This is a genomic window from Dyadobacter sp. BHUBP1 (assembly GCF_050587785.1).
Lineage (GTDB): Bacteria > Bacteroidota > Bacteroidia > Cytophagales > Spirosomataceae > Dyadobacter.
Genome location: NZ_JBOBIH010000004.1, coordinates 636,976 through 663,965 on the forward strand (window position 1 = coordinate 636,976; position 26,990 = coordinate 663,965).

The 26,990-nt window shown below is 50.9% G+C and carries 26 protein-coding genes; 10 read left to right on the plus strand and 16 right to left on the minus strand.

Annotated elements, in window-relative coordinates:
• Positions 1-9: 9 nt before the first annotated feature.
• The 5 genes from ACQ4MZ_RS19100 to ACQ4MZ_RS19120 are packed head-to-tail and all read right to left on the minus strand — an operon-like array spanning position 10 to position 5,107.
• A complete protein-coding gene (locus ACQ4MZ_RS19100) occupies positions 10-486 on the minus strand; it encodes a hypothetical protein (RefSeq protein ID WP_430847389.1) in 477 nt (158 codons plus the stop codon).
• Positions 486-1,031, minus strand: a complete 546-nt coding sequence (locus ACQ4MZ_RS19105; protein ID WP_430847391.1) for a hypothetical protein — start codon at positions 1,029-1,031, stop codon at positions 486-488. Before ACQ4MZ_RS19105 ends, ACQ4MZ_RS19100 begins: the two co-directional genes overlap by 1 nt.
• Positions 1,028-3,757, minus strand: coding sequence for a hypothetical protein (locus ACQ4MZ_RS19110; RefSeq protein WP_430847393.1), 2,730 nt, complete (start codon positions 3,755-3,757; stop codon positions 1,028-1,030). Before ACQ4MZ_RS19110 ends, ACQ4MZ_RS19105 begins: the two co-directional genes overlap by 4 nt.
• A complete protein-coding gene (locus tag ACQ4MZ_RS19115; RefSeq protein WP_430847395.1) occupies positions 3,750-4,532 on the minus strand; it encodes a hypothetical protein in 783 nt (260 codons plus the stop codon). The genes ACQ4MZ_RS19110 and ACQ4MZ_RS19115 overlap by 8 nt, the downstream gene beginning before the upstream one ends.
• An 8-nt stretch (positions 4,533-4,540) precedes the next feature.
• Positions 4,541-5,107 (minus strand): hypothetical protein, encoded by a 567-nt coding sequence (locus ACQ4MZ_RS19120; protein WP_430847397.1) that lies wholly within the window; start codon positions 5,105-5,107, stop codon positions 4,541-4,543.
• Positions 5,108-5,366: 259 nt separating this feature from the next.
• On the opposite strand from ACQ4MZ_RS19120, the gene ACQ4MZ_RS19125 reads away from it, so the two are divergent.
• Complete coding sequence (locus ACQ4MZ_RS19125) at positions 5,367-6,047, plus strand: metal-dependent hydrolase (RefSeq protein ID WP_430847399.1); 681 nt, start codon at positions 5,367-5,369, stop codon at positions 6,045-6,047.
• 165 nt (positions 6,048-6,212) lie between these two features.
• Here ACQ4MZ_RS19125 and ACQ4MZ_RS19130 read toward each other — a convergent pair whose 3' ends face one another.
• The 5 genes from ACQ4MZ_RS19130 to ACQ4MZ_RS19150 are packed head-to-tail and all read right to left on the minus strand — an operon-like array spanning position 6,213 to position 10,227.
• Positions 6,213-6,980 (minus strand): LytR/AlgR family response regulator transcription factor, encoded by a 768-nt coding sequence (locus ACQ4MZ_RS19130; RefSeq protein ID WP_430847401.1) that lies wholly within the window; start codon positions 6,978-6,980, stop codon positions 6,213-6,215.
• Positions 6,961-7,980: a sensor histidine kinase gene (locus tag ACQ4MZ_RS19135; RefSeq protein WP_430847403.1), complete on the minus strand. Its 1,020-nt coding sequence runs from the start codon at positions 7,978-7,980 to the stop codon at positions 6,961-6,963. The genes ACQ4MZ_RS19130 and ACQ4MZ_RS19135 overlap by 20 nt, the downstream gene beginning before the upstream one ends.
• Positions 7,981-7,998: 18 nt before the next feature.
• A complete protein-coding gene (locus tag ACQ4MZ_RS19140) occupies positions 7,999-8,472 on the minus strand; it encodes a hypothetical protein (RefSeq protein ID WP_430847405.1) in 474 nt (157 codons plus the stop codon).
• Between the two features lie 8 nt (positions 8,473-8,480).
• Positions 8,481-9,251 carry a DUF1223 domain-containing protein gene (locus ACQ4MZ_RS19145; RefSeq protein WP_430847407.1) on the minus strand — a complete coding sequence of 257 codons (771 nt, stop codon included), beginning with the start codon at positions 9,249-9,251 and terminating at the stop codon, positions 8,481-8,483.
• Between the two features lie 31 nt (positions 9,252-9,282).
• On the minus strand, positions 9,283-10,227 hold the full coding sequence (locus tag ACQ4MZ_RS19150; protein WP_430847409.1) for a heme-binding domain-containing protein: 945 nt from the start codon (positions 10,225-10,227) through the stop codon (positions 9,283-9,285).
• A 551-nt stretch (positions 10,228-10,778) separates the two neighbouring features.
• Between ACQ4MZ_RS19150 and ACQ4MZ_RS19155 the strand changes: the two genes are divergently transcribed.
• Positions 10,779-11,231, plus strand: coding sequence for an organic hydroperoxide resistance protein (locus tag ACQ4MZ_RS19155; protein WP_430847411.1), 453 nt, complete (start codon positions 10,779-10,781; stop codon positions 11,229-11,231).
• 68 nt (positions 11,232-11,299) lie between these two features.
• Here ACQ4MZ_RS19155 and ACQ4MZ_RS19160 read toward each other — a convergent pair whose 3' ends face one another.
• On the minus strand, positions 11,300-12,226 hold the full coding sequence (locus ACQ4MZ_RS19160; RefSeq protein ID WP_430847413.1) for a LysR family transcriptional regulator: 927 nt from the start codon (positions 12,224-12,226) through the stop codon (positions 11,300-11,302).
• A 100-nt stretch (positions 12,227-12,326) separates the two neighbouring features.
• Here ACQ4MZ_RS19160 and ACQ4MZ_RS19165 point away from each other — a divergent pair, with 100 nt between their 5' ends.
• The 3 genes from ACQ4MZ_RS19165 to ACQ4MZ_RS19175 are packed head-to-tail and all read left to right on the plus strand — an operon-like array spanning position 12,327 to position 14,298.
• Positions 12,327-12,950 (plus strand): NAD(P)H-dependent oxidoreductase, encoded by a 624-nt coding sequence (locus tag ACQ4MZ_RS19165; RefSeq protein ID WP_430847415.1) that lies wholly within the window; start codon positions 12,327-12,329, stop codon positions 12,948-12,950.
• A 3-nt stretch (positions 12,951-12,953) separates the two neighbouring features.
• The gene (locus ACQ4MZ_RS19170) at positions 12,954-13,247 is read left to right on the plus strand and encodes a putative quinol monooxygenase (RefSeq protein ID WP_430847418.1); all 294 of its coding nucleotides are present in this window, start codon (positions 12,954-12,956) and stop codon (positions 13,245-13,247) included.
• Between the two features lie 4 nt (positions 13,248-13,251).
• Complete coding sequence (locus tag ACQ4MZ_RS19175) at positions 13,252-14,298, plus strand: SDR family oxidoreductase (RefSeq protein ID WP_430847420.1); 1,047 nt, start codon at positions 13,252-13,254, stop codon at positions 14,296-14,298.
• On the opposite strand, the gene ACQ4MZ_RS19180 is transcribed toward ACQ4MZ_RS19175, so the two are convergent.
• The 5 genes from ACQ4MZ_RS19180 to ACQ4MZ_RS19200 form a co-directional block, all read right to left on the minus strand.
• On the minus strand, positions 14,295-14,726 hold the full coding sequence (locus ACQ4MZ_RS19180; protein ID WP_430847422.1) for an SRPBCC family protein: 432 nt from the start codon (positions 14,724-14,726) through the stop codon (positions 14,295-14,297). The genes ACQ4MZ_RS19175 and ACQ4MZ_RS19180 overlap by 4 nt on opposite strands.
• Positions 14,727-14,746: 20 nt before the next feature.
• Positions 14,747-15,079 carry an ArsR/SmtB family transcription factor gene (locus ACQ4MZ_RS19185; RefSeq protein ID WP_430847424.1) on the minus strand — a complete coding sequence of 111 codons (333 nt, stop codon included), beginning with the start codon at positions 15,077-15,079 and terminating at the stop codon, positions 14,747-14,749.
• Between the two features lie 146 nt (positions 15,080-15,225).
• A complete protein-coding gene (locus ACQ4MZ_RS19190; RefSeq protein WP_430847426.1) occupies positions 15,226-17,631 on the minus strand; it encodes a TonB-dependent receptor domain-containing protein in 2,406 nt (801 codons plus the stop codon).
• 167 nt (positions 17,632-17,798) lie between these two features.
• The gene (locus tag ACQ4MZ_RS19195; RefSeq protein ID WP_430847428.1) at positions 17,799-18,023 is read right to left on the minus strand and encodes a hypothetical protein; all 225 of its coding nucleotides are present in this window, start codon (positions 18,021-18,023) and stop codon (positions 17,799-17,801) included.
• A 95-nt stretch (positions 18,024-18,118) separates the two neighbouring features.
• Positions 18,119-18,706 (minus strand): hypothetical protein, encoded by a 588-nt coding sequence (locus ACQ4MZ_RS19200; protein WP_430847430.1) that lies wholly within the window; start codon positions 18,704-18,706, stop codon positions 18,119-18,121.
• A 273-nt stretch (positions 18,707-18,979) separates the two neighbouring features.
• Between ACQ4MZ_RS19200 and ACQ4MZ_RS19205 the strand changes: the two genes are divergently transcribed.
• The 5 genes from ACQ4MZ_RS19205 (at position 18,980) to ACQ4MZ_RS19225 (ending at position 26,986) form a co-directional block, all read left to right on the plus strand.
• Complete coding sequence (locus ACQ4MZ_RS19205) at positions 18,980-19,432, plus strand: response regulator (protein ID WP_430847432.1); 453 nt, start codon at positions 18,980-18,982, stop codon at positions 19,430-19,432.
• Positions 19,433-19,621: 189 nt separating this feature from the next.
• Positions 19,622-20,215, plus strand: coding sequence for an RNA polymerase sigma factor (locus ACQ4MZ_RS19210; protein WP_430847434.1), 594 nt, complete (start codon positions 19,622-19,624; stop codon positions 20,213-20,215).
• Positions 20,216-20,300: 85 nt separating this feature from the next.
• Positions 20,301-21,401, plus strand: coding sequence for a FecR family protein (locus tag ACQ4MZ_RS19215; protein WP_430847436.1), 1,101 nt, complete (start codon positions 20,301-20,303; stop codon positions 21,399-21,401).
• A 210-nt stretch (positions 21,402-21,611) separates the two neighbouring features.
• The gene (locus tag ACQ4MZ_RS19220) at positions 21,612-25,181 is read left to right on the plus strand and encodes a TonB-dependent receptor (protein ID WP_430847438.1); all 3,570 of its coding nucleotides are present in this window, start codon (positions 21,612-21,614) and stop codon (positions 25,179-25,181) included.
• 26 nt (positions 25,182-25,207) lie between these two features.
• Positions 25,208-26,986 (plus strand): RagB/SusD family nutrient uptake outer membrane protein, encoded by a 1,779-nt coding sequence (locus ACQ4MZ_RS19225; protein WP_430847440.1) that lies wholly within the window; start codon positions 25,208-25,210, stop codon positions 26,984-26,986.
• Positions 26,987-26,990 lie beyond the last annotated feature (4 nt).

The window sequence follows — 26,990 nt, forward strand, 5'->3', positions numbered from 1 at the left end:
CGACGATCCTCACAACCCCGAAATCGTGTAAGTCACGGTCGTCGTGTAGGTTTTTACCGGCAGCATCACAGAGAGTCCTTCAATTTTGTATTGAATGGGAATATTATCGCGGTTGGCGGTCAGGTTGAGGAGGCCGCTGAAAAAGGCCTGCGGAGTGCTGGTGAGTTGTATGTAGGTGGTGCCGCCCGTGAGGATGGCAATGCCCGTGCCGTTGCCGGTCCGCTGGACCGATAGTTTAAGAGACGAGTCCCAGTTGGAAGTTGCACTGAGATGCGCGGTGATAGACCATGCGAGGACCGCATTTACTTTCAGGAGGGTCTGCGAGGCGCTGCTGGTTTCGATATGCTCATAATTTTTCCCGGCTTTCATGATCGTCGACGACAGCGACGGAATAGACCACGTCGTTCCGCTATTGATCGAAATCGTTTGCGCGGAAACGGTGAGAGCTGCAAAGCCCGCCATGAAGAAGGCAATCACGTATTTCATCAGTTGTCAACCATGGTGTAACGCACCGTCACGTTCGATGTGCCGCTGCGGATATTGGCATAGTTCTGTATTTCGAGCGAATAAGTCAGCTGGAAACCATTGCTCCCATAGGTAATGCCGGTGTAGGCGCCCTTGATATTATCGATGAAACTAACCGGGGTATTGGTCAGGTATTTATTAGCAGTAACGTAGCTGTTTCCTCCCGTGAAACCCAATCCGGGGCCCACGTACGCGGACACGTCCAGGCGCAGCCGGATGCCCGCGGGCAATGTTCCCACCACATCGCCCTTAATACTCCGCGAACCTCCGCTGGTGACGGCCGAGGTGAATATGAGCCAGTTGGCATTATTGGAAGAGCCGCTGCCGACGGTGTTACCTGCTTCGGTCGGGGCAGTCATCTGCAGGGTAACGCTGTTGGAACCCGACGGCAGGATATCTACCAGGGCCACAGACGGCATGGAAATGCTCACATCCACGTTCGCGACGACCTGCGCGTACGAGGCCAGGCCGGACAAAACACCATATATGAGCATGATGTACTTCATTTTTTGACAGATACTTCAAAATTTCTTTCCGAAAAATGGATCCGTTTCTCGTTCGGTCTGATCCGGAACGTGACGTCGAGGGTCTTGTCAGTTTCTACCGTGAGCTGGCGGTTACCGTCCTCAACGACGAAGCGGTCCTGACTACCGGGGATGAATACCGATATTTCCCAGGTTCCCGGCCGTATTTCCCGGAACGAAAATTCGCCTTTGTCGTTCAGTTCGGTGAGGTAACTGCCGTTTTCGCCATGGAGCTTGACCAGCACCGTCGGCTTTTCAGTCAGTACCGACGACAGACCATTTTGTTTGGCCTTTAAAAATTCGATCCTGCCTGCGATGCTGCCGGTGCGTGTCAGGGGAATTTCTACTACGCTAAGGCTATCGGGGCGCACATTTACCAGCATAGGCATGCGTACTGCGGGCACGACGCCTTCGCTGGCCGATTCGTTTTGGGTAATGCTAAGGTAATATTGGTCGGGAGCTACACCATTGAATATGAACGTGCCGGTGCTGTCCGTCATAAACTTGTGGCTGCCGAGCTGTATGAGATTGCCCTGCTTGCGGTAGCCGAAACCGGTGAGCTGGCCCTTTACGGTGCCGATATTCTTTTTCCGTCCGAGCGGAACGTTCAGCCGCAATGCATATTTAATATTGAAAAACAGCGTGTTCTGGTCGTTATTGCCTGGGTTGGGAATGTAGGAGCGGCCGCCGGAGAATGAGAAAACATGTCTTTTCAAATCCAGTACGGCTGAAACGTCCACAAAACTCCTTCGCACGTACAGCTCATCGGGGGCATAATTGTTCCTGTAGAGGAAGCTCGCATACAGATTTGTCTTGATATTGATCCGCGCATTACCCCCGTAAAAGAACAAGTTTTCGACCGCGCCGGAAGTCGAAAATTTACTCGTATGCTGGTGCTCGAAGTATCCACCGACCCAAATCCACGGAAAAAACCGGACGACTGGCTGCACCTGATTTGAAAACGACTCGTTCCGGCCATTGCCGTCGGGCGCGAGGTGGTTTTTGGAGTAACCATAACGCCCCTGGTAAAAGAGGGTGAACTTCGGCGAGGTGAGGTTGTAGGAGAAATTGCTGAAATTCTCGGAGTAATGGAATGCTGCGGGCTGCTGCCGGTCCTTGCGTTCGGCTTTGGAATAGAACAGAAAAAAGCGGTTGCGCTGGTCGGGTTGAAAGGAAATGTAGCCGATATAGCTGCGGTCTTTCGGTGAAACGCTGTACAGGTTGGCGTCGAGGCCAGGGTTTACGTCGGAAAAATTGTTACTGGCTCCGATGGTCAGTTTGCGGGTAATATTGAAACCGATGTTGTTGTTGAACAGCCGGCTGTTATTGTAAAAACCATAGAAATCCTTGCCCGCGTAGATGACATTGCTCGTAACGCTGACCCACTTTTTGGCTAACTGGAGGCGCAAAAATGCCCCGTAATCGGTTTTGCCGATCGCCTGGCCAAGGCTCACTTCGCTTTCCAGGCTGAATTCCTTCTTGTGTACGTTCGTGGCCAGGCCCGCCATGTGCGACCAGAAACGCCTGTCATGAAAAAAAACATTTTTAGAAGCATAGTGCACCCCGACATTGGCCGACTCGCTGAATTTGTATAAAAACTTGCCTCCGAACGAATCTTTCTGGTTCATGAAAAACCGGGCTTTCTGGTAAAATACCGTGTAGGCTGATTTTTTAAAGTGTTGTTCCAAACGCAGCCCGCGCCCGAAACGGCCGAATTCCATCAGGTTGTTAAGCTGCAAAACATAATCGCCCGCGGAGACGAACAGACGCTTGCGCCAGGCGTAGTCGAGGGAATACTGGTCGTAGGTGCCCACTGCGGGGAACACAAACTGGTTGGGACCGCGGACGATGAAGTCGATATAATGGCGCTCTTTCTGGTCGATAAACCCCTTGCCGGAGGCCTGATACTGGTATGCGGTAACCTGCCTGCCTCCGTAGCGATACGACAAATATCCACCGCCTACTTCCACCGGGAAGCGGAAGTAGCGGTCGATCTTTCTGACTTTGGAGGAAAAAACGGGTATGGTTGTGACGGAATACACCGGTTCTGCGATGCCGGTCATCATCACCGAAAGGTTCGACGACGCTTGCCATGCATTGTTGTCGGTAACCGGAATGATTTGCGTGACGGTCACGTGGGTACTGGCTCCGGGTTCGAGGGTAAGGCTGTCTGCTGCTTGCTCGATCTTGCCGCGTTCGGATTTCAAATGGAATTTTTCGGCATTGTTGCCGGCGTTACGAACCATGTAAGTAAGCCGGAGTGTGTCTCCTTCGCGGACAAATTCGGGTTGCGTCACCACGAAGAGCTCCACGTTACGGATTTGGTCAATGGTGAGCGGTACTTGAGTGACGATTTCCTGCCCATTTGCATGCACCAGGAACTTCACCAGGTAATCGCCGGAAGCGGATCCTGCGGGTGTCCCGATCACATAAAAATAACGTACGTGCAGATCACTGGCGGTCCTTACCGGACGTCGCTGGGAAAGAAGCCGCCATTTTTCCGGCAGCTGTATTTCTTCCCGCAGCGAATCAGGCAGGGGTGAGGTAGATTTAACATCAAAAAACAAAGTAATATGCCCACCCGGAACAACCTTGTCCGGCACATTGGCCAGACCGACAGTCACAGGCGTTTGCCCGTTACCACGCAGTCCTGCCAGTAAAAACAATATGGCGATAAGCCGGTACAATGAGAGAGGAGGATTATTCAATCTGTAAAGAAATGTTCGAACCGAACAGGTCTTTTTGGGTGTCGGCGATGATCACGCAGTCGTACCTGCCTTTCGGCACGTCGGTAATGGGTATCTCAAAGGTGTTGCAATTGCCCGGGTAAAGCATCCGGGTGTTGGGCTGCGTGGTTTTGAGTTTGTTACCGTTGCCGTCGTAAACTTCAAGGATGACATTCGTACGTGCGCCGTACGCCCCGTTGTTCTTCAGTACGACTTTCAGAACCGAATGGTCGGAAGAAACCTTTTCGTAGATGACCTTTTCATAGGACAGGGGCGGCCCTTCCACCGGCCCGATGTCAACGATCACCTGAACGGCATAACGTACTTTTGAATTGACCTGAACACCGCTGTGCGTTTCCTCCCGCACAGGATCGGCTACTTCCACCATAATCACCTCCCAGTAAGTGCCCGGCTGGCGGTTCGGATCGGCCTCGATCGTGTAGCGCACGTCGTACTCTTCTTTGGTGGCTATCACCCGCTCGTCGACATTCGTTTTCAGTCCTGTCCCGAGTGACCTGCCGTGGCTGCCGATTTCCGGGTAAGCGGCCTGCTGGTCGCATTGCGAAACGAGGTCCTGCCGGTATATCAATATACGGGAGTCTTTCCCGCCGTCATTTTTGACCTTGATGGCCCCCTGGACCTTTGTAGCGGGTGTCGGAATGCTGTGGTTGTGTGTCAATCCATTCAAGATCACTACTGATGCCCGCGTGTATCCGGGCATCAGTAGCATCATGCTGAGTAAGGCAATCCATTTCATTCAGAATCCTAGTTATCAGCGAGCGTGTAGGTCACTGTAACGTTCGTCGAGCCCGAGCGCAGGTTCGCGTAGTTGGCATCGGCAGCTACAAAAGTATAGGTAAGCTGGTGCCCGCTGGTCGCTCCAGAAGCCGTATATGCGCTTCCGATGTCGGAAATGAGCGTCTGGTCCGTTGTCGAAAGGTTAAAACCGGCGGTTGGCGTGCCCAATGTCCCCGCACCACCGGCAGCGGCGGCGGCCACTAGGTGAATATCCACCCCGTCGACCAATGCACTGGCTTTTACGTTTACTTTCTTGGTGGTAGTTCCCGCCTGGATCGACGTGTAGTTCAGCCATATGGTGCTGTTGGCAGCAGGTGCCAGGATCTTTTCGCCAGCTTCATCATTAGTCGGTTTGGTAAAGCTGGCTGTGAAATTTCTGGTTGCGGCAGTTTCAAGGTCAAGCAAAGCTACGACAGGTACAACCACGGAAATCTGATGGTTGTCGGTTTGTGTGTCCTGCGCCACTGCGCGGCCCGAGAGGCCAGTCAACATCACCACAAACATGAACGAGAGAAGGGAAAAACGTTTTTTCATAATCATGAAAGAATTAGATAGTGAATTTTAATCCGCACGGTAAAATGCTCACGAATGTAGAAGTACTTTTACAAATTTCCAATAAAAGCGGGAAAATTTTTCCCCGCAAATCGCTGTATTAGAATACCTTCGGTTACATGTGCCCGATTTGATAGGAATGGACGATTAAGCATGTCTTATCTTTCACATACTTTTTTTGTGCCGGCATCATTTTGACAGCTCCGGGGACAGCAGTATTATTACATTAAAAACTGAAACGATGAAAGTAACCTATTATGGCCACTCCTGTTTTTCCGTAATTGCGGGAAGCAAAACGATCTTGTTCGATCCCTATATTTCGGGCAACGAACTGGCGAAAGGCATTAATCCTGACGACATTCGGGTGGATTATATTTTTGTTTCGCATGGACATTTCGATCACTCGCACGATGTGGTGAAGATTGCCAATAACAACGATGCGATGGTAGTGGGTAGCTGGGAGCTCTACACGCATTTTGGTGCGCAGGGCGTGAAGAATGTACACCCGCTGAATCCGGGCGGCAAATGGACGTTCGATTTCGGAACTGCGAAAGGTACGGCAGCCGTGCATTCGAGCAGTTTCCAGGATGGTAGCTATGCCGGTGTGGCAGAGGGCTTTGCATTCAAGACCGAAGATGGGAACTTTTATTACAGCGGTGATACCGCGCTGACGCTCGATATGTCACTCATTCCGAAATGGACGAAACTGGATTTTGCGGCATTGCCGATAGGGGATGTGCTTACGATGGGAATCGAAGACGCCATCGAGGCGGCCAGATTGCTCGGCGTGACCCAGGTGCTGGGCGTACATTACGATACCTTCGGTTTTATCAAAGTTGATAAGGCTGCGGCGATCAGCGCGTTTGCGGATGCGGGCCTGACGCTGCACTTACCGGGAATAGGGGAGACCATCACGATCTGAGTGGGCCGGGTGCATTTTTAATTCATTTTTAATTACACCGCCTGCTTCTTAACGATATATTTCGACCACAATAACAATTGCATCAAGTGCGGTTATTGCTATTGAGTTATGTAGTTGAAAATCCATTGGCCATATGTTCAATGGATTTTTCTTTTTTCTGCTCAGCTAGCGGTTTTCGAGCCAGCTGAGGAAATGGCTGACTTTTTCTTTCCCTATCAGCAGCTTTTCGGGCGTCGGAATGGTAAGTTTGATAAAAAGTTTCCGCGAAAAATAATGCTCTACCTCTTTCACCGCATCGAAATTGACCAGGTACTGGCGGTTGAGCCTGTAAAATTGTGACGGCGACACCATACCCTGCACTTCCTCCAGCGGTTGCGTGATGGTGTAATCCTGGTTGTCGAATGTACGCAGCCAGGTGGTTTCATTGTGAATGTAAAAGAAGGCGATCGTCTCGGTTTTGATTGTAATGTATTTGTTTTGCCTGAACACGAGGAAGCTTTTCTTCCCTTCGGGCTCGCCGAGTCTTTTCAAAAGCAATTCCAGCTCCGGTACCAGCGGTTTTTCGGTGGAGAAATAGCTTTTTAACTGGTTTAATTTATTGAGTGCTCCTTCAATATGCTCTTTTTTAAAGGGTTTGAGCAGATAATCGATCCCATTGGCCTTGAATGCCTCGATCGCATAATGGTCGTATGCCGTGCAGAAAATCACCGGCGGTACCACTTTTACCGATTCGAAGATTTCGAAACAAAGACCATCCGAAAGCTGGATATCCATGAATATCAGGTCGGGTTGGGGCATTTCGGTGAGATAGGAAACAGCCCGCTCCACGCTCTGGATCGTGGCCACGACTTCGGCTTCCGGCCGGAGGGTGGTGATTAGCTGCGCCAGCGAGCGGGCCGTTTTGATTTCGTCTTCAATGATTACGATTTTCATGAATAAGCGGCAGTTTGACCCTGAAATATTCCTGGTCGTTTTCGATTTGTACTTTTTGGTTCAGCAGGTGGAAATACCGCCGGTTGATATTGTCGAGCCCTACTTCCGTGGAATGCTCGGGGTTTTTCTTCAATTGCAGCGGATTCTCGACGATCAGCAGGCCATTCTCTTCATATATCGTAATGTGGAGCGGCTTGTCGAGCGAAACGACATTGTGCTTGATGCAGTTCTCGACGAGCAGTTGCAGGGTAAATGGGGGTATCCATGTCCGGTAAACGTCCTCCGGGATACGGTATTCGAGCTCGATGCCTTCTTCGAACCGGGCTTTCAGCAAGTACATATATGCGTCGAGTATTTCGATTTCTTCCGAAAGGCTGATCAGGTCGAGTTTTCTGTTTTCGAGGGTAAATCGGTAGAAATCAGATAATTTCAGTATGAAATCGACACTGTTCCTGTCTTCCAGTTCCACCATGGATTTCAGGGTGCTGAGGCTGTTGAAGAGGAAATGCGGGTTGACCTGTTGTTTCAGCAGTTCATACTGGGCACCGAGGTTATCGGCTTTGCTGCGTTCGAGTTCGAGGATCACTTGCTGGTTGCGATGGGTCTGGTAAAGCAAATGCAACAGCATATAGAAGATCAGGTTGATCATAATCCCACGCACTTCGAACATCAGCACCACCGGGCCGAAGTCCAGCGACGGGATCGCCAGTTTCTGTGAACCTACCATCAGGAACATAAGCACTATGCCAATGGCAATGCTCCGGAACAGCAGCGGGTACGAAAAGCCCGAGGATGAATGCCCCCTCGTGAATTTGGGCAGCGAGTAGATATTGAAATACCACACGAACAACGTGAACGAGGTGGTGATCAACGCGCTGGTAATTGCCTCGAAAGCATTGGGATGCTTCTCGGCTATTTTGGGAACGGTGGTGAGTATGCCCAGCGACACGGAACTCAGCCAGACGATTACCGCCGAAACCCTGAATGTCTTTTGTACCATGATTGTTCGTGAACCGGTTTACGGGAAAACAGAGGCCCGTTGGGCAAATATAAAACTAATCCGCTCTGCATCGCTTGAAACGGCACTTTTGCCGTTTTTCTGAACCGGATTTTCGAACGTGTAGTCGACAACAGGTCCCGATTCGCCGGCGGAAACGACTACCGTCTCCACCGACTGCAATCCGCCATTGATATCACTGCCAAACCAGAGCGGATTTTCTTTCAGATCCCACGTCACAAGCTTGAAGACTTCGCCGGGCGCCGCCGCGCCGGGCGTATGTGCGTTGCGCTCCTTACCAGCGTGTGCGAGGGCATCGTCGTTGCCATACAGCACCGAAATCGTGCGGGTGCGGTCGTTATGGAAGGAGGTGATCACGTGCAGGCCATGGTCGTCGAAGATGGTTTCGGGAGCAGGGACGAGCTTGCGTTGCTCCTGGCAGCCGGTCAGTGTCAATGCAGCTACGGAAATGAGTATCAGAATGAGGCTTTTCATGGGGGTGCTTAGCTATTTTGTTTGAAACCAGGACGGTTAGCGGCGATAATGGCGCCCGTTTGCGTGTTTTGCAGGAAAGTAATTACTTCCCATTCGGTCGGGTTGAAGCCTTCGGGGAGGTTCAAGGCCACATTACCGCCGGCCGCCGCCGGAAAGCTTTGAATGCGACGGACGATCTGTACGTGAGGCAATAATCTGCCCGCATTCTCGCCCCGTTTCACCATCGTATGCGCTACTTTTTGCACCAACGCGACCTGCAATACGGTGCCTCGGGCGGCATTTGATGCCTGGTATGTGAGTTTCAGCTTTCCGGCTTCGACTTGTGCTTCCGCATTCAGCTGCGCCGGGGCAGATGAGTTCATTTCGGTATTCAGGGCTCGTCTGAGCGTTTCCTCCTGTGAGCCGATTAGCTCATGTTTGCCGTTCACGACTACCTGCGGCGTGTAAACCGTTTCGAGGTTGAGCCAATTAGCATATTGGTATTGCCGCTTCGTAAAGTCTTTCTCGCTGAACACATCCCTCCAACCCTGGTGGTTCCAGTAATCGACGTGGAATGCGAGGATGTAAACCGGCTTGCCCGCATTCTCTTCCTGGATTTTCGCAAGGAGCTTGTCGGCCGGCGGGCAGCTCGAACAGCCCTCGGAGGTGAAGAGTTCTACGACGGCAAAGCCCTTGTTGGCCGTGTTGTCGGTGGTTTTGGAATTTGTATTTAAATCAAAAGCCATAACGGATAATGAAAGGCCAAGTGAAAGAAGAAGCGAGGTGATGATGGTTTTCATGATTTTGAATAATTAAATGAGTCCACTGTTGTTACTTTCCAACCGCCCGTGTCGGAATATCGAACACGAACCCGGTCCCCTTTGCCAGCTGATGGCAGTTGATGCAATTCGTCGCGAAAGCTGCTGTCTTGCCATAAGGCTTCAAATCGAGGCCGTTGAACCTTGCGAATCCCCAGCCCTCGGTGGCGGCGAACTTTTTGGCATCGCGGACCATGATCTGGATGTTGTTGAAATTACCGGGTTTTACATTGCCGTCGGCGTCGGGCGCCTGGCTGTTCCATACGACTTTTACAATCACCGCGCCATCGGGCCAGGGACGGATCTGGTCTTGTTCCAGCGCTTTTACGGCTACGTCGTTTCCATAAATAATGCGGGAAGTGCCGTTATCAGGGCGGCCGGTAGTACTAATGACTTTCCAGTTTTTGTAATCGTCAAAATATGCGATGCCGTTGATAGACGTTGGCGTATGCGATACCTGGGGCTTTTCAACGATCGCAGCAGTATCGCCGGCGGCATAATGCTTGCGGGAAATGCCGGTGACATAGTTTTTCAGGATCGTGAGCTCGGCGGGCGTCACTTTGGCCGATGGGTGCGCGGCGGTGTATTCGGGCAAGGGCATCCGGCCGGCGTCGATCATATTGACAATGTACCAGAGCTTGCCTTCCTGATCGGCTTTTGGAATACTGTCCCATTCCGAAAAATTGAACCGTTTGCGGGCTTCCTTCACATCTGCGGCAACTTTGTAGGAAAACGGCGCGATTTTATCGTACCAGCGCAGGTTGCTTTCGTTGGAGTGGCAATCATAGCAGGAGCGTTTCAGAATGCGGGTTACTTCCTCCGGTCCGTGAAATTCCGACGTTACCGGCGGGTTTTCAACTTTCGGGCTGTTGACCTGCAATACAACAAAACCTGTGAATAACAAGCCCGCAAGGAGTGCGGCGACGTTGCGGTATCTGTGGTTTTTAAGGGCGTTCATAGCGGTTTGTTTTTTTCCAAAATTAGAATGGGAGACTGCCGTGCGGAATTGGAATCGGGGTGAGTTGGACAGATTCGGGGGTGAAATGGACAGGGGCGGCGGCGGTCAGGTGTGGTCGTTCAGCGCTGGAAGCGCGGGCGCAAATCTCATGATTTGTGCATACTATTCGCAGGCCTCCGGCCGGTCAGTAAAGCTTTTACATTTTGCGGTACCGACCGGCCGGAGGCCTGCGAATATTTAGTCACGAAGGTAGGCCTTCGCGCCATTTCGCCTACACTTGACAATACCTGACTACTCTTGACAATACTTGACTCCCCTTGACCATACCTGACAAAAAAGAGGAGGGCGTTGGCGAGATGACGCCGCGGAATGTCCACTTCGGCCATCAATGCGCCCGGTTGGGGTGTTTTGCACTGTCCGTTGCGAAGGGGTTGTAGTCTATTTGTATCAGAAATCGCAGCTGAAATGGCGTTTTCGAGTTGAGTTACCAACTATTATCAGACTACAAAATCAATTTAGAAACAACCGCACCGGCGATCCGGTCAAAAATCATGGAAACAATAGAAATCACCCAGGCAGCAGGTACTACCATCATTGATAAAGTACTTTATACAGGCAAAACCCACACCTCGGGCGGCCGGGACGGCGCTTCCCGCAGTTCGGATGGGAATCTTGACATTCAGTTGTCGTCGCCAGGCTCTCACGGGGCCGGTACCAACCCGGAACAACTTTTTGCAGCCGGTTGGTCGGCATGTTTTATCGGGGCGATGGGAATCGCCGCCGCGAAGAAAAAGATCACATTGCCGGAAGGAACGGCGGTAGATGCCGAGGTAGATCTGGGCCTTGCCAAAACCGAGTATTTCCTCCAAGCACGCTTGAATGTGAGCCTGCCGGGCCTCGACGAGGAAACCGCCCGCACTTTGATTGAATCGGCGCACCAGACTTGTCCTTACTCTAAAGCAACGCGGGGGAATATCAACGTTACCATTAATGCGCTTATTTAAAGGTTAGTGCAGCACTTCATCAGCTCCCCGTCGGACAAGTCCGGCGGGGATTTTTGGTTTCGTCGAGCCTAAGCCGGCGTGCCCACTGCTTCCGGGGCTTTCCATTTACTTACAAACAAGTCCTGCAATTGCTCGATTTCCTTCTGATAAATGGTCTTTTTCCTTGTACCAAAATACAATGTGTTTTCCAGGGGCGTATGGCCTTCCCATACGAGCTGGATCTGCCCGGCTTCGATGGCTTCCACACACAGGAAATGCGGGACGATCGAGAAGCCTTCGCCGTCGCTGAGGCAGCGGATGATGGAGCAAATGTTAGGTACGATGTAATTGGGGCGGAAATCCGGGTGCTGGTCGAAGTTTTTGAGCCAGAAATTCTTCAAATGCTCCATATCGGCCGCGGTGCTGTACCAGATCTGCTGTTTGAGCCAGTTGGCGGCTTCCGATTTATTGGGCTGCGCGAACAAATCGATCAGTGGGTCGATGTCTGTCTGGCCGCCAGCTATGAGCACGATCCTTTCTTTTGAAAATGGTTTGTATTGCAAATTCTGCTGCTGGCCCTGCTGCGGCGTTACGATCAGGTCGAGCAGACCATTGTCGAGGTCCTGCTGCATTTGAGGATATTCCCCGAATTTGATAATGAGGTTGAACGGCAGTGAGGCAATATGCTCTTCCAGCGTGTACTGGAAGGTTTCGAAGCACATCCCGACGCTGATCGTCGGCCGCTCGGATTTGGAGCTTTTGTGAAAATGCTGCTCCACGGCTTCCAACTTCCGGAGCGGGTCTAGTACGAAGTTATACAACACCTTCCCCTTTTCGGTAGGCACCATTTTGCGCGGCGACCGGTCGAAAAGTTTGTGCCCCGTGTAGGCTTCCAGGGAGTTTAAATGCAGACTTACGCCCGGTTGTGATATAAAAAGCTCCTGGGCCGCTGCCGAGAGCGTCCCCGTCTCATAGATCGCTTTGAAAGTACGGAGCCATTCCAGATTGAGTACCATAATCTATCTATAATTTTTATAATACAAATATACAATTTAAGTTATTTTGATAATGCATTTGGCTGCCGGAAATTTGTAACATCAAAATCAAAACAACGCAATGAAAAAGATATTTGTCATTAACGGCGGCCAGCATTTCGCGCATTCGGGAGGGAAGTTCAACCACACGCTGACAGGGTTGGACCAGTCCTATTTTACACCAGAAAACGGCTTTGAGCTACAAGTAACGGACATTAACCAGCCCTACGATCCGGACGAAGAAGTGAAGAAATTCGTATGGGCGGATGTGGTCGTGTACCACACGCCGGTATGGTGGTTTTCGATGCCTTATAAATTGAAAGAATACATCGACACCGTGTTCACAGCCGGGCATCGCAAGGGCATTTACCGCAGCGATGGCCGCAAAAACGAGAATCCGGATATCAATTATGGCACAGGCGGCATGCTGCACGGCCGGAAATACATGCTTACCACTACCTGGAATGCACCCGAAACCGCATTTACACTACCCGGCGAGTTCTTCCGTGAGCATTCGGTAGACCAGGGGGTGATGTTCGGTTTCCACCGCATGAATGCATTTACAGGGATGGAGCCGCTGCGGAGCATGCATTTCCACGACCTCGAAAAGAATGCAACACCGGAGCGCATCGAGGATTACAAAAATCAATACCTGGCGCATTTGGCCGGTGTGTTCAGCAATCTGGAAATCGAAACCGCAGCTTAACCCATGGCAATCTATCTTACCGCCGTCATTGAAAGCCAAACAGCGCACCGCGACGAGGTCCGCGCAGCGCTCCTGAACATGGTAACCGAATCCCGGAAGGAACCGGCTTGTCTGCAATACGATCTGTATCAGGACGAAAACAATCCGAATGTATTTGTATTCCAGGAAATATGGGAAAGTCGTGAAGGATTGGATGCCCATAATGCGCAGCCTTACATCCAGGCATTTGGGGCATTGCTGGAAAAGCTGGAAACGAATCCGCAAATCTATCTGACACAACCCCTTGACCGCGCCTGATCCCATGGAAAATCTGAAAACTGCATTGGTAGTCGGGGCGAGCGGTGTTATCGGAAAGAACCTGACGGCCTACTTGCAATCGCTGTCCGGCTGGAAGGTGATCGGCACGTCGAGAAAGCCGCTGCCGGGCAATGTCGAGACCATCGCGGTCGATTTGCTCGACGAAGCGGATGTAGCCATCCAGTTCGCGACGCTGGATCATGTGACGCACGTTTTTTACACGGCCTACCAGGACAAACCTACCTGGGCCGAATTGGTACCGCCTAATATGTCCATGTTCCGGAATGTCGTGGAAACCATCGAAAGGGTATCTCCTAAACTCGAACATATCAGTTTTATGCAAGGTTATAAAGTGTACGGTGCGCACCTGGGCCCGTTCAGGACGCCCGCACGGGAAGATGACCCGCCGATAATGCTTCCCGAGTTCATGACTGAGCAGCAGCGGTACATAAGCGCCGTGCAGCAAGGGAAGGCATGGAGCTGGTCGGCGATCCGGCCGTCGGTGGTGGGCGGCTTTGCCCCAGGTAACCCGCTCAATCTGGTGTCACTGATCGCGGTTTACGCGTCGATTTCTAAGGAGTTGAATGTTCCGTTCCGGTTTCCGGGCAAACCCGGCGCCTATCATCCGCTTATCGAACTGACCGACGCGGACTTGCTTGCCAAAGCCACCGTGTGGGCTGCGACTACGCCGGCCGCAGCCAATCAGGCATTTAACATTAATAACGGAGATTTGTTTCGCTGGGAGGAAATGTGGCCGAAGATCGGCCGGTACTTCGGACTCGAAACCGCCCCGCCCGTACAACTCCCGCTCGCGGAGGTTATGCGCGACAAGGCGCCCGTGTGGGAAGCGCTCCGCGAGCGACACGGATTGCAGTTCGGATATGAAGCATTGTCCGCCTGGCCATTCGGGGATTTTGTATTCTCCTGGGACTACGATTTTCTCGCAGACGGGTCGAAGGCCAGGCGGCTCGGTTTTCACGAATATGCGGATACCGAACAGATGTTCTACCGCATATTCGATCAATTGCGCGAGGAAAAAGTGATTCCTTAACCTTCCTGCTCCACAAATTCGGCCAGGCTTTTACCGATAATGTGCGTCCAGCCGGCAGAAAAGCTCTGCAATCCGAAATCGGCGTGGTCTTTCGGGAAGGTGTGTAAGCCCTTATGTGTAAGGCGCAGGCGGGTCTTATCGCCTTCGGGAATGAGCTCGAAGCTCACCTCGGAATCGCCGGGGTAGTCGGCGTAGCGCCATGAATAGGCGAGTTTCCGCTGGGGATCCGCCTCCGTGACCTTGCAGAGATGGCGGTATTGCCTCTCCTCGCTCCCGGCAGTGAACTCAAACTCGAAACCGGGCTCCGCCTTGAAATCCGGAATATCGAAATACCACTTTTTCATCTGGCCTGCATCGGTCAGGGCTCGCCACACGCGCGCAGGCGGGGCATTCAGGACTCTTTCTAAAACAAAAGGTTCAAAAGCCATCGTTGTTATGAGGTTAAAGTTTAGAGATTTTCATCGGAAGGGTTCTCATCCAGGAAGCGTTCGAGCGCGTCCAGCTTGTCGTTCCAGAACTCCTGATAGGTATTGGCCCACTCAGAAACCTGTTTGAGACCTTTCAGGTCGGCTTGGCAGAAGGTTTCGCGGCCGCGGGTTTGCACCACCACGAGTCCGCATTCGGTCAGGATGCGGATATGCTTCGCGACAGCCGGCCTGCTCATGGTAAAATGGTCGGCGACTTTGTTCAGATTGAGCGACCGCCGGGCCAGCAAACCGATGATCTCCCGGCGGGTGGGGTCTGAAATAGCCTGAAAAACATCGCGCCGCGTCTGGTTCATAATAGGTATTAAGTAAAAAATAAAAATGGAAACCGTATGGTTTCCAAATATAAATGAAACCGTACGGTTTCCAAAAAAATACCCGGATTTTTTTACAAAACCCGGGCTTCACCCCATTCCGTCCGATTTAGTAATGCTGCTGAACCTTAATTATTCCCCTCGCCAGCTTTCTTATCATCATTGCTGATCCGTTTTTTCTGACGTTGATTGCCTGAAATCTGTCCGAATTCATATTTGAGGTTGAGGCGCCAGCCGCGACGGTACATCGCTACGTCCTGCGTTTGCACGAAATTTGGGCCGACGAAGTCGTTTTTCCAACGTATTCTCTGATTGAACGGATTGTCATAGCCAAACCCGATCGTCCCTTTCTTTTTCAGCACTTCTTTTTGTAATACAATATTATAGAAGCCGAAGCCGCCGTAGCTGCCCTGAAGGTTCACGCGCGGTGAATTGTAAAACCCGAAAAGCTGCGCTTTAATGCCTTTGCCGAAATCAATGGTCGAGTTCAGATTGATGCGGTACATCCAGTCGGCGTTCCTGGTTTTTAGCTCGGCGCTTTCCAGTACATTATAGAAGAGGTTGAGCGAGCCGTTGACCGACCATTGCTTCATGATTTTAGTATTGGCGCTCAGGTTGAGGCCATAAGCGGAATTCTGAGCGACATTCTGGAAAATCTGTTTCAGAACGCCCGAACTGTCGACGGTACTAATACTCTCGATCGCATTATTGGTCTGACGCAGGAAAAATGACGCATTAATGCTCGTCTGCTTGATCGATACGCTGTAATTCGCTTCCACCGAGTGCGTCAGCTCGGGTTTCAGATACGGGTTACCCCCGTACTGGTTTTTAGAATCGGCCTGGTTCACATAGGGATTGAGGTAAAAAAATTGCGGACGCTGAATGCGCTGGGTGTAGCTCACACGCACCTGCTGGTTCTTTTTGAGGCTCCGTGACAGGCTCACGCTCGGGATGAGGTTGCCGTAATTGTTGGAAAAAGAAGCCGTGCCGTTCAGGAAATTGGCTTGGATGAATGTGTGCTCGTAACGCGCACCGAGGTTAATGCCCCATTTGTTCCTGGGCGTGCGGTTGTAAACCAGATAGGCGGAGGTGACCTGCTGGCCATAGTCGAACACATTAGCCTGTTCCGGCATGTCGTGGAAATCCTTGGAGCCGTCGATGGCGCTGGATATGCGATAATCACTCAGTATTTTGCGAAAAATCGTTTTGGTGCCCGTTTCCAGGGTGCTGACGCTGTCGAGCGGATTGGTTAAATCCAGCTGGATCGTCCCTTCCTTGTTATTACTGATGTTATAGCTCTTTTCGCGGTAGTACACGGCATTGCTGCGGTTTCGGAGATCGGAGTCGTAGTCGCTATCCTCGCCTTCGAAGGAATACATCATCAGCAGGGTGAGTTCCTTTTTCGGTTTTTTGAACAAACGGGTATAGTCGAAGTTGACTGTGGCGCCCTGCCAGTCGTAGGTCCGGCGCATATCGCGCTGAAAATACTGTCGGGAAACGCCCAGGCTGGTCTCGTCGAAAGTGATATCGAAATAATTGGTGTTGATACCATTATAATAGTTGATACCGGTGCCGACACGATTGAGCGAGTCGATGTCCCAGTCGGCATTGAAGGATCCGTAAAAGTTCTTGCCGCGGCCACGGATCCATTGCAGCTGGTCCTGGTTGGTAATGGTATCGGCATTGTTAAAAGTGCGCAGCTGCTGCATGTACCGCTTGTTTTTCCAGTTACTGAAACCGCCGTTCGCAGAGAGCGTCAGGCCTTTGTTCCGGTGACTGATGCTTGCATTAGGCCAGTTGTTCCATTGGCCGAAATTAGGGCTGATGGAGCCGTTGGTGCCTTTGAGTGTATTCTTTTTGGTGATAATATTGATAATGCCCGCGGTCCCTTCTGCGTCGTATTTGGCAGAGGGCGAGGTGATTACCTCCACCTGCTTGATAATATCGGCCGGGATTTGCTTCAATGCCTCGGAAACACTGCGTGCAACTACATTGGAAGGCTTGTTGTTGATCAGTACCTTGATATTGCCGCTGCCGCGCAGCTGTACATTGCCTTCAATGTCCACCGCAATGGACGGGATTTTCTTCAAAACATCGGTGGCATCGCCGCCTTTAATGCTAATGTCCTTTTCGGCATTGTAGACCATCCTGTCGGATCGCTCTTCGAACAGAGCCTTCTGCTCACTGACCGTTACTTCTTTCAGGTTTTGTGCCGCGGAGGCCAGTTTGATAATGCCCAGCTCGACATCCTCCTTGTCGGCGTGTACCGGACCGAGAGTTTTGGTCGTATAGCCAAGCAGTGAAGCCTGCACGATGTAGACGCCCGGCGTTACTTTGGCGAATGTAAACCGGCCTTTGGCATCAGCCGTGACGCCTTCGGTGATCTTGCCGTCTTTCAGCAATGCTACCGTGGCAAACTCTACCGGTTTACTAGCCGTGGAATCCATCAGGAGGCCCGAAATACGCACATGCTGCGCGGAAACGAAATTCAGGGTGAGGGCCAGAATGGCCAGGGTGAGTAGGGGTGTTTTCATACATGGCTAATTAACGACTGTTCGATCTGCGTTGCCGGACCTACAACTGCCGGGGCGAATGCAATGCAATGACGACCGAGTTTCCTAAACGTTGCACAGGAAAAATAAAAAGGCCCGGATGGGCCTTTAAGAGTCTGTTAATCAGTTGTAAAAAAGGTGTTTTGCGATCAGAGCTTTTGGGCATTGAATGGCGTTTGGTCGTATCGTACCTCTTCTGCCAGTCTGGAAATGTAAGGAATGCCTTCGCGTTCGTAGGCAGCGATCTGCGCGGTGTTCAGGCGAATGACAAAGTCGTACAAACCAGCCCCTCCGCACACTACGGAGAGGATGTAATCTCCTGGATGTTGTTCGGAAAAAGTGTAATTCCAGGCTTCCTTGGCTAATTCTTTCATGTAAAAAAAGCGTTATGCGGGGCCAAATATACGTTAAAGAAAGGACAGCACGTCGCCCAACGTGCTGCCTTGTTTTCATGGTTATAGTGGTGTTATTATAGTGGTGTTTCAGTGTATTTTCCTTTCGGGATCTTGTTGATAACCGCTTCGGAATATCCCGTTGGCAGGTGTCCGCCCGGTAGCCACAAGCTGTTGGCGCCCATTTCGTTGCCCGATGGAACGCGTACGTTCAATGCCTTCGGGTCGGGGATCGATATTCGCACCATTTCCTGACCTTTCCAGCTGCCGGCCGGTATACCGAGTTCTGTTTCGATCTTGCTGATATCCTTGCCGGTTTTGGTGAGCATGGCGTCCATTTCGGCTCTTGTCATCACAAACTGCGTATTGTCGGGGTAGCCAAGGGTGTCGCGACCGTATTTATCCAATGATGATTTGGTGACCAGGTAGGTGGCTCCATTGGTGAATTGCGCCAGATGGAAATCGATGTATTTCTGGTCGAGGTAAACCGACGGATCGGGCCGCTGGCCTTTGGCGATGTCGAGTACTTTTTGGGAAGACCATCCTTCTTTCCAGGAGTCTTCTAATTTAATGGTCTCAGGGGCTTTGTCATCGTCGTCGCTACACGAGAAGGACACGGCTGCCATGAGCATGAACAGCCACAAATGGAGGAGATTTTTCTTCATTGAAATAGTGTTGGCTAAAATGTTGTAGCCGCAAGTATACTGAAAACTTAATTACTTCTACTTTTTGGATTGGCTATTTTGAAGAAATTCTACAAATTAATTGAATTATGCTGCACTTGGCGATAAGAGACCGTCCAAAATTTTCCCTATCACGACAATTCCCAGGCAAGACGGAACACACTTTTCTCTATTTTATCTCAATCAGGGGTCTGCTTGCGGTGCGACAGTCGTGGAATGAATTTTGCAGCTTACACGTAACCGGAAGCTTAGCCAATGCACCGTTTTACTTGGTTTGGCCAGCCATTAGCATTTATCTGTAAACTGATGATACCCGAAAACATTTCGATTCTACTGGTGGACGACGATGTCGACGATCAGGAGATCTTCCTACTGACCATGCAGGATACAGGCGCGGACGTTGAATGCGAATTTGCATGCGACGGCATCCAGGCGCTGGAAAAACTTGGCGGGGAAAGCTATCAGCCCCATCTGATCTTTATTGATATCAATATGCCCAAGATGAACGGGATGGAATTGCTCGTAGAGTTAAAGCGGAACCCCAGGCTGGTAAAGATTCCGATATATATGTATTCGACCTCCGACCAAAAGGAAATCGTGACGAAATGCATGGAACTGGGGGCCTCCGGTTTTATGAAGAAAAGTCCGGATATCGAGGAGATGCGGCGAGACTTCTCTCAATTGATCGACAGCCGTATAGCTTCCTGATCCTCCGATAATGCAAGGCGGAATTCGCGGTCGGAAATCGGCCTAATTGCTATGTAGCCAACAATTTACATTGCTGCAAATAGATCAATATAGGACATGAAAATGCGAATATTCGAAGGGAATGTTTGGTGAAATTGTTCTATTTGAACATTTTTTAGTATTTTTGATAAAAGCAAAAAACCGGACTATTTGGCTTCCCCCTTTACCGATACTGATGATAGAATGCTCTGGCAACGCTTCCGGCAGGGAGACGAGGAGGCATTCACTTTGTTGTATCAACGGTATGTGAGGGTACTTTATAGTTACGGGAAGAAACTAATCACGGACGAAGCCGTCGTAGAAGACCTGGTCCAGGATCTGTTTATCGACCTCTGGCAAAGCCGCTCCCGCCTGGCCGACGCCGAATCTCCCCGTTTTTATCTTTTCCGTTCACTCAGACGTCGTATTCACCGGAACTGCAACGGGCGTTTTAATGAGCCGTGGGACCTGATCGACGAAGAATTTCACCCGGTTTCCCTTCCGAAAGAAAGTGAAATCATCGAATCGGAGCAGACCCAGAAACAAAAGGACGAACTCGACACGTGGCTGAAAAGTCTTCCCGGGCGGCAGTATGAAGTCATGATGCTGCGCTTCTACCAGGATTTCAGCTATTCCCAAATTTCCCAGATACTTACCATCAACGAGCAATCGGTGAGAAACCTCGTCCAACGTGCTGTTTCCAAGCTTCGTCAGCTTACTATTTCGATCCTTACCTCGGGATTATTTCTGTTTTTTCTAAAATAATTCACGAAAAGTGAGTTAAACCGCCGTTCCGGTTGCTCTTTACGAATGAGCACCATGTCAAATTTTTCATCAAATAATCATACTGATGGGTTACTATCATTACGAAGTAACTGATTTTCTGGAAGATCAATATTTCAAATCCTGGGTACTGGCCCCGTCTCAGGAGACCTGTGATTTTTGGAATAACTTTTTACTCACACACCCTGAAAAAGCCGAGGCCATTGCCAGTGCCAGGTCGGTATTACTGGGCATTCGCTCGGAAATGGAAGCGGATTTCCCGACCGACGGACAGGTTGCCGCTATGCTCGATGAAATCCATAACCGGAAAGATTCGGCAAGCCGCCGGCCCATGCGCGGGCTATGGCTCCGTTTGGGTGCGTCGCTTTCGGCCGCTGCGGTAGTGTTGCTCGTAATTGGCTGGGCGAGGCAGCCCAACCGCCACGATAGCCATGTGAGCTATGAAGAATTGGTATCGGCCGTGGAGGCGCCGCTGGTGGAGCAGACCAACACAACCACCTCGCCGATCCTGCTCACATTGCCGGACAGCAGTACGATCCTTTTGCAGCCGAAAAGCAGTGTAAGTTATCATAAGGACTTTACCCAGATCGCATTGCGGGAAGTGTACCTGTCAGGGCAAGCATTCTTTACGGTGACCAAAAACCGCCACCGCCCGTTTGTGGTGTATTCGAATGAGCTGGTTACCAAAGTTTTGGGTACCAGTTTTACGGTAAAGGCATTCGAGGATGCGAAGCAAGTGGAAGTGTGTGTGAAAACCGGTAAAGTTTCTGTTTTTCCGCGCACCGATACGGAGGTATGTGAAGGGATCACCAGTCCCGAGCTTGCGGGGACGATCATTACGCCGAACCAGAAAGTACTTTTTTCACGCGAGCAAACCCAGATCCACAAAGGATTGGTCGATGAACCGGAGATACTGGTGTCGGCGGTGTTACCAGCGCCGTTGCTGAAATTCCAGGACATGCCGGTTTCGGAGCTGCTGAACAATATCGAAGAAACCTACGGGATCGATATCGTATATGACCACCGTTTGTTCGGGGAATGCCTGCTGACGGCCTCGTTCACGACCGAAAGCCTGTATGAAAAGATGGACTTGATTTGCAAAGGCATCGAGGCGAGTTTCGAAGTGATAGACGGGAAGATGATCGTCACAGGCAGAGGATGTAACTGATATTCAAAAGGATTACAAAATGCTTACAAATCTAACTAACCACCCTAAACCCAGACTGCTTCTATGATTTAACCAAACTTCCCAAAAAGAAAGGTTGATGATGTTGCACCATCACCAACCTGAGTTCATCCCCAATTCGATTACATCCGTTACCAGCGGATGGAGGACTCGTTTTGCCCATTTTTCCATGTTACAAAACTTAGTAAAGTTATGAAAAAATTGTATCCTAACTATGCTTATTGGCAGATCCTTATGAGATTCAGTTGTATGCAACTCATCATTGCTGCACTCCTGACGACCGTGGCCGTGGCAGGTGTTACCGAAGCGCAGGAGGTTCTGAATAACCGCGTTACGATCCAGATGCAGAATCAGGACGTCCGTAAAGTGTTGTCAGCAATTGAAGACCAGGTTAAAATAAAATTTCTTTACAGTTCCAATCTGATCAAAGCGGAGCGCAAGGTAAGCGTGAATGTGAAGCAGGAGCAGCTCGGCACGGCATTGAAAACCATCCTGGCGCCGCTTGACATTGATTTTGAGGTTTCAGGCAAGCAAATCATCCTGAAAAGAGTGAAACTGCCGATCGAGCGACTCAACCCGCAAAGCTACAAATCAGAAACCGTGGACAGGACTATTTCTGGTACTGTTACCGATAAAGATGGTGCATTCCTGCCGGGTGTTTCCGTGGTCGTGAAAGGTACCGCCCGCGGTACCGGCACGGATGCACAGGGGGTATTTAAAATTGATGCGCCGGATGGCAACGTGACGCTCACATTCAGCTTCGTAGGGTTTGCTTCGAAAGATGTGGATGTGGCCGCTGGCCAGAGCACGGTCGACGTGACGCTGACCCAGGACGAAAAATTGTTGAACGAAGTGGTGGTGGTAGGTTATGGAACTGCGAGCCGCAAGGACCTGACAGGTGCCGTTTCGATCGTGAAAGTGGCGGAATTGACCGAACAGCCCAACTCCAACCTCAGCAACCAGCTCCAGGGACGTGCCTCGGGTGTGACCGTCCTTACTTCTGGACAGCCGGGCCAGGCGCCTCAGATCCGTATCCGTGGTATCAACTCATTCGGAAACAACACGCCGTTGTTTGTGGTGGACGGTGTGCCTACGCAGGACATCAATAACCTCAACCCGAACGACGTCGCCTCGATGCAGGTATTGAAAGACGCCGGTTCTGCTTCCATTTATGGTTCACGGGCGTCTAACGGTGTCGTGATTATCACCACCAAACGGGGGCAGGGCAAAGTGAAAGTGAGCTATGACATGTTCTATGGAACACAAACCGTTCCGAAAGGCAATGTATATGACATCCTTTCGCCTCAGGGCATGGCCGATCTGAAATTCCTTGCACTCAAAAACTCGGGCGCGGCGATCAACGATCCGCAGTACGGCAGCGGCGAAACGCCCGTTCTGCCCGACTACATCGTGCCAACCGGTGCCAAAGAAGGCAGTGTAGATCTTTCGAAGTACTATGTGAATCCCAATTACACCGATAAAGCGGATATGGACTCGTTCTACCGGATTGTGAAGGCCAACAAGGCAGGTACCGACTGGTTCCACGAAGTGTTCAAGAATGCACCAATCCAGAGCCACAACCTTTCGGTGAGCGGTGGCGGCGAGCAGGGTAACTACCTGTTCTCCTTTAATCACTTCAACCAGCAGGGTAACCTGATGAACACCTATCTGAAACGCTATACGATCCGCGCCAACAGCCAGTATAATGTAACGAAGCATATCCGGGTAGGTGAGAACATCGCGCTCACGCTTGTGAACAACCCGCGTACGGGTATCCTCGAAGAAGGCGGCGGTATTGGTATGGCTTATCGTATGCAGCCGATCATTCCGGTGTACGATATTCAGGGTAACTATGCCGGTTCATTTGGTAGCGGTTTAGGTAACGCCAAAAACCCGGTCGCGATCCGTGACCGCGCACGCAATAACCGCGGTATTACCAATAACTTGTTCGGAAACATGTTCGCGGAAGTAGATTTTCTCAAAGATTTCAACTTCCGTACCAGCTTCGGTGGAGGCCAGTTTACCTATGCAGAGAATACATTTTCTTATCCTGAATGGGAGAACTCCGAGAACGTAACCACCAACTCCTACTCGGAGCGCGTGAACTCCGGCTATAACTGGACCTGGACCAATACCGTTACTTACGAGCATTCGTTCAATAACAAGCACAATGTGAAAGTGCTTTTGGGTACGGAGGCTTATAACAGCACCTACCGCGAAGTGGGCGGTTCAACCCAGAGCTATTTCTCTTTTGACCCCAATTATACCAGCCTTTCTACCGGTTCAGGAACACCTACCAACTTCTCGAACCGCTCTTCGGATGCACTGTTCTCCTATATCGGTCGTATCGACTATAATTTCAAAGACAAATATCTCCTGAGCGGTACATTGCGCCGGGATGGTTCATCGCGTTTCACATCGCAATATGGCTGGTTCCCGGCTGTGAGTGCGGGGTGGCGATTGAAAGAGGAAGCATTCATGAGAAGCGCTACCTGGCTTACCGACCTCAAAATCCGCGGTGGATGGGGGATCATGGGTAACCAGTTCAATGTGGACCCTGCCAATGCATTTACTACTTACGGACAGAACAGAAGCTTTGCATTCTACGATATTAAAGGAACGGGCAACAGCACGGTACTTGGTTTCCAGCGTACCCGCGTAGGTAACCCGAACGCGAAATGGGAGGGTAACATCAACTCCAACATCGGTATCGATGCGTCGTTGTTCAACGGAGCGATCGATTTCACGATCGACTACTATCAGAAAAATATCGACGACCTTTTGTTCTCACCTGAGCTTGCGGGTACCGTGGGGCAAGGTACTGCACCTGCTGTGAACATTGGTAAGATGAAGAACAAGGGTATCGATCTGTCGATCTATGGCGAAAAAACCGTTGCTAAGGACCTGAAACTGAATGCGACCGTTACACTCACGACTTATAATAACAAGATCGTGAAAATCACTGACGGCGTGACTTATTTCGACCAGGAAGGTCGCCGTTTCAACGGTAGCACTATCGTCCGCAATGCCGTAAACCATTCGATCGGCCAGTTCTTTGGCTACAACATCGTTGGTTTCTGGAACAGCCAGGCGGAAATCGACGCAGCAAATGCGCAGGCGGCTGAAAAGAGCGGTAACCCGGCGGCGGTTTATCAGAACGAGGTGAAAGTCGGACGTTTCCGCTACCAGGATGTAAATGGCGACGGCATTATTACAGCCGATGACCGTACTTTCCTTGGTAATCCAAGCCCTAAATTCAGCTATGGTTTGAATATCGGTGCTACCTACAAAAATTTCGATTTTGGTATCTTCCTTTACGGCGTGCAAGGCAACCAGATCTGGAACAACCTGAAATGGTGGCACGACTTCTACACCAACTTCCAGGGGGCGAAAAGCAACACGGCGTTGTACGATTCATGGAGACCAGACCATATGAACGCTACTGCGCCAATCCAGGAGAATACAGGGTCATTCAGTACCACCAACGTGCCTAACTCTTACTATGTGGAGAATGGTTCTTACCTGCGCGCGAAAAACGCTCAGATTGGCTACACCTTGCCGAAACACCTGACCCAGGCCTTGAAAATCGATCGCCTGCGTGTGTATGTGCAAACTGCCAACCTGTTCACAATCACCAAATATTCAGGTCCGGATCCGGAAGTTGGACAAAGCCAGGTGTCTGGTTCCACGGCATTTGGTTTGGATGAGGGCGTTTACCCGAACACGCGTCAGTTCCTGGTTGGTTTAAACCTGACATTCTAATTCACTGTATATAAAAACAGAAAGAGATGAAGACATTTAGATTTTCAAAAATAGCACTGGTCGCGATTTTCGGTCTGATTTCGTATTCCTGCAAAGAGAGTTTTCTCGACAAACCTGCGTTGGGCTCCTTAAGCGATGCTCAGCTGAGTACCAAAGCGGGTGTGCAAAGCTTGCTAATAGGTGCTTATGCCGCATTGGATGGTAACGGGGTAGGGGCTGCCAGCGCATGGGACGCCGCCGCCGACAACTGGATTTACGGCAGTATCGCCGGCGGAGACGCCAAAAAGGGAAGTGACGGTGCCGACCAGCCAGGTATCAACTCCATTATGATTTACAGCGCCGGGCCCAGCAACGGGTTCTTCAATAGCAAGTGGCGGGCTGCCTATGAGGGGATCAACCGCGCTAATACCGTGCTGAAATTCATCCCGCTGGTAACATCGGGTATTACCGATGCGGAGAAAATGGACTACACGGCACAGGCCCGCTTCCTGCGCGGACATTACTATTCGGAACTGAAGAAAATGTTCAATATGGTGCCCTGGGTTGACGAAAAGACGCCGGACCCGGCAGCGGTAAAGAATGATATAGACATTTGGCCGAACATCGAAGATGATTTCAAATTTGCAATGGACAACCTTCCTGCCACGCAGGCAGAGGTGGGCCGTGCGAACAAATGGGCGGCTGCCGCTTACCTGGCAAAGACTTTTCTGTACGAGAAAAAATTTACCGAAGCGAAGACGATTTTCGATCAAGTAATAGCGCAGGGGGGTACCAGCAATGGTTTGAAATACGACCTGTTGCCTAAATACCAGGACAATTTCGACGCGGCGCAAAAGAACCTCGCCGAGTCGGTTTTTGCGATTCAGATGGCAGCCAACGACGGTACCAACACCATCGACAATGCCAACACGGGCGGGATGCTGAATTTCCCGTACAACTCGCCGTTCCGTTGCTGCGGTTTCTACCAGCCGAGCCTTGATCTTGCGAACTCATTCCAGACCGACGCCAATGGTTTGCCCAAAGTGGACAACTATAATGCGACTACGTTGAAAAACGATATGGGCATCAAATCCGACGCGGCATTCACACCGGATGGTACTACGGCACTCGACCCGCGCATAGACTGGACAGTAGGTCGCCGCGGTATTCCTTTTCTCGACTGGGGGAACCACCCTGGGCAGTCGTGGATCCGCGACCAGAGCTATGCAGGCCCTTATTCGCCTAAAAAGAATATTTACTGGCAGGCTACGCAGGACAAATATTCGGATCAGCATTCATGGGCGCCGGGTACAGCGATCAACATCCAAGTAATCCGTTTTGCCGACGTATTGCTAATGGCTGCGGAGGCGGAAGCGCAGCTGAATAACCTCGCGAAGGCACAGGAGTATGTAAACCGCGTGCGTGCACGTGCAGCGAAGCCAGAGAGCTGGGTGTATACCTACGCCGATCCGGCGAAGCCAATGGGCGGATTCACCAAGACACCCGCTGCGAACTACAAAATTGCACAATACCCTGCCGGCGCTTTTGCCGCAAAAGGGAAAGACGGTGCATTGGCCGCCATCTATTTCGAGCGCAAGCTGGAACTGGCGATGGAAGGCCACCGCTTCTTCGACCTTTCGCGCTGGGGCATTGCCGAGCAGACTTTGAACGCCTATATCGCATTTGAAGGCAAGGTTACGCCTGACGTGAGAGGGGGCAAGTTCCTGAAAAACGTGAACGAGTACTTCCCGATCCCGCAGCGTCAGATCGACCTGAGTACAAAAAATGGGGTATCGTCACTGAAGCAGAATCCCGGTTATCAATAACAAG

Bases quoted from the DNA above. Each gene is read 5' to 3' on its own strand.
- ACQ4MZ_RS19100 (WP_430847389.1), bottom strand. From the start codon at position 486: ATGAAATACGTGATTGCCTTCTTCATGGCGGGCTTTGCAGCTCTCACC.
- ACQ4MZ_RS19105 (WP_430847391.1), bottom strand. From the start codon at position 1,031: ATGAAGTACATCATGCTCATATATGGTGTTTTGTCCGGCCTGGCCTCG.
- ACQ4MZ_RS19115 (WP_430847395.1), bottom strand. From the start codon at position 4,532: ATGAAATGGATTGCCTTACTCAGCATGATGCTACTGATGCCCGGATAC.
- ACQ4MZ_RS19120 (WP_430847397.1), bottom strand. From the start codon at position 5,107: ATGAAAAAACGTTTTTCCCTTCTCTCGTTCATGTTTGTGGTGATGTTG.
- ACQ4MZ_RS19125 (WP_430847399.1), top strand. From the start codon at position 5,367: ATGAAAGTAACCTATTATGGCCACTCCTGTTTTTCCGTAATTGCGGGA.
- ACQ4MZ_RS19130 (WP_430847401.1), bottom strand. From the start codon at position 6,980: ATGAAAATCGTAATCATTGAAGACGAAATCAAAACGGCCCGCTCGCTG.
- ACQ4MZ_RS19135 (WP_430847403.1), bottom strand. From the start codon at position 7,980: ATGGTACAAAAGACATTCAGGGTTTCGGCGGTAATCGTCTGGCTGAGT.
- ACQ4MZ_RS19140 (WP_430847405.1), bottom strand. From the start codon at position 8,472: ATGAAAAGCCTCATTCTGATACTCATTTCCGTAGCTGCATTGACACTG.
- ACQ4MZ_RS19145 (WP_430847407.1), bottom strand. From the start codon at position 9,251: ATGAAAACCATCATCACCTCGCTTCTTCTTTCACTTGGCCTTTCATTA.
- ACQ4MZ_RS19150 (WP_430847409.1), bottom strand. From the start codon at position 10,227: ATGAACGCCCTTAAAAACCACAGATACCGCAACGTCGCCGCACTCCTT.
- ACQ4MZ_RS19155 (WP_430847411.1), top strand. From the start codon at position 10,779: ATGGAAACAATAGAAATCACCCAGGCAGCAGGTACTACCATCATTGAT.
- ACQ4MZ_RS19160 (WP_430847413.1), bottom strand. From the start codon at position 12,226: ATGGTACTCAATCTGGAATGGCTCCGTACTTTCAAAGCGATCTATGAG.
- ACQ4MZ_RS19165 (WP_430847415.1), top strand. From the start codon at position 12,327: ATGAAAAAGATATTTGTCATTAACGGCGGCCAGCATTTCGCGCATTCG.
- ACQ4MZ_RS19170 (WP_430847418.1), top strand. From the start codon at position 12,954: ATGGCAATCTATCTTACCGCCGTCATTGAAAGCCAAACAGCGCACCGC.
- ACQ4MZ_RS19175 (WP_430847420.1), top strand. From the start codon at position 13,252: ATGGAAAATCTGAAAACTGCATTGGTAGTCGGGGCGAGCGGTGTTATC.
- ACQ4MZ_RS19180 (WP_430847422.1), bottom strand. From the start codon at position 14,726: ATGGCTTTTGAACCTTTTGTTTTAGAAAGAGTCCTGAATGCCCCGCCT.
- ACQ4MZ_RS19185 (WP_430847424.1), bottom strand. From the start codon at position 15,079: ATGAACCAGACGCGGCGCGATGTTTTTCAGGCTATTTCAGACCCCACC.
- ACQ4MZ_RS19190 (WP_430847426.1), bottom strand. From the start codon at position 17,631: ATGAAAACACCCCTACTCACCCTGGCCATTCTGGCCCTCACCCTGAAT.
- ACQ4MZ_RS19195 (WP_430847428.1), bottom strand. From the start codon at position 18,023: ATGAAAGAATTAGCCAAGGAAGCCTGGAATTACACTTTTTCCGAACAA.
- ACQ4MZ_RS19200 (WP_430847430.1), bottom strand. From the start codon at position 18,706: ATGAAGAAAAATCTCCTCCATTTGTGGCTGTTCATGCTCATGGCAGCC.
- ACQ4MZ_RS19205 (WP_430847432.1), top strand. From the start codon at position 18,980: ATGCACCGTTTTACTTGGTTTGGCCAGCCATTAGCATTTATCTGTAAA.
- ACQ4MZ_RS19215 (WP_430847436.1), top strand. From the start codon at position 20,301: ATGGGTTACTATCATTACGAAGTAACTGATTTTCTGGAAGATCAATAT.
- ACQ4MZ_RS19220 (WP_430847438.1), top strand. From the start codon at position 21,612: ATGAAAAAATTGTATCCTAACTATGCTTATTGGCAGATCCTTATGAGA.
- ACQ4MZ_RS19225 (WP_430847440.1), top strand. From the start codon at position 25,208: ATGAAGACATTTAGATTTTCAAAAATAGCACTGGTCGCGATTTTCGGT.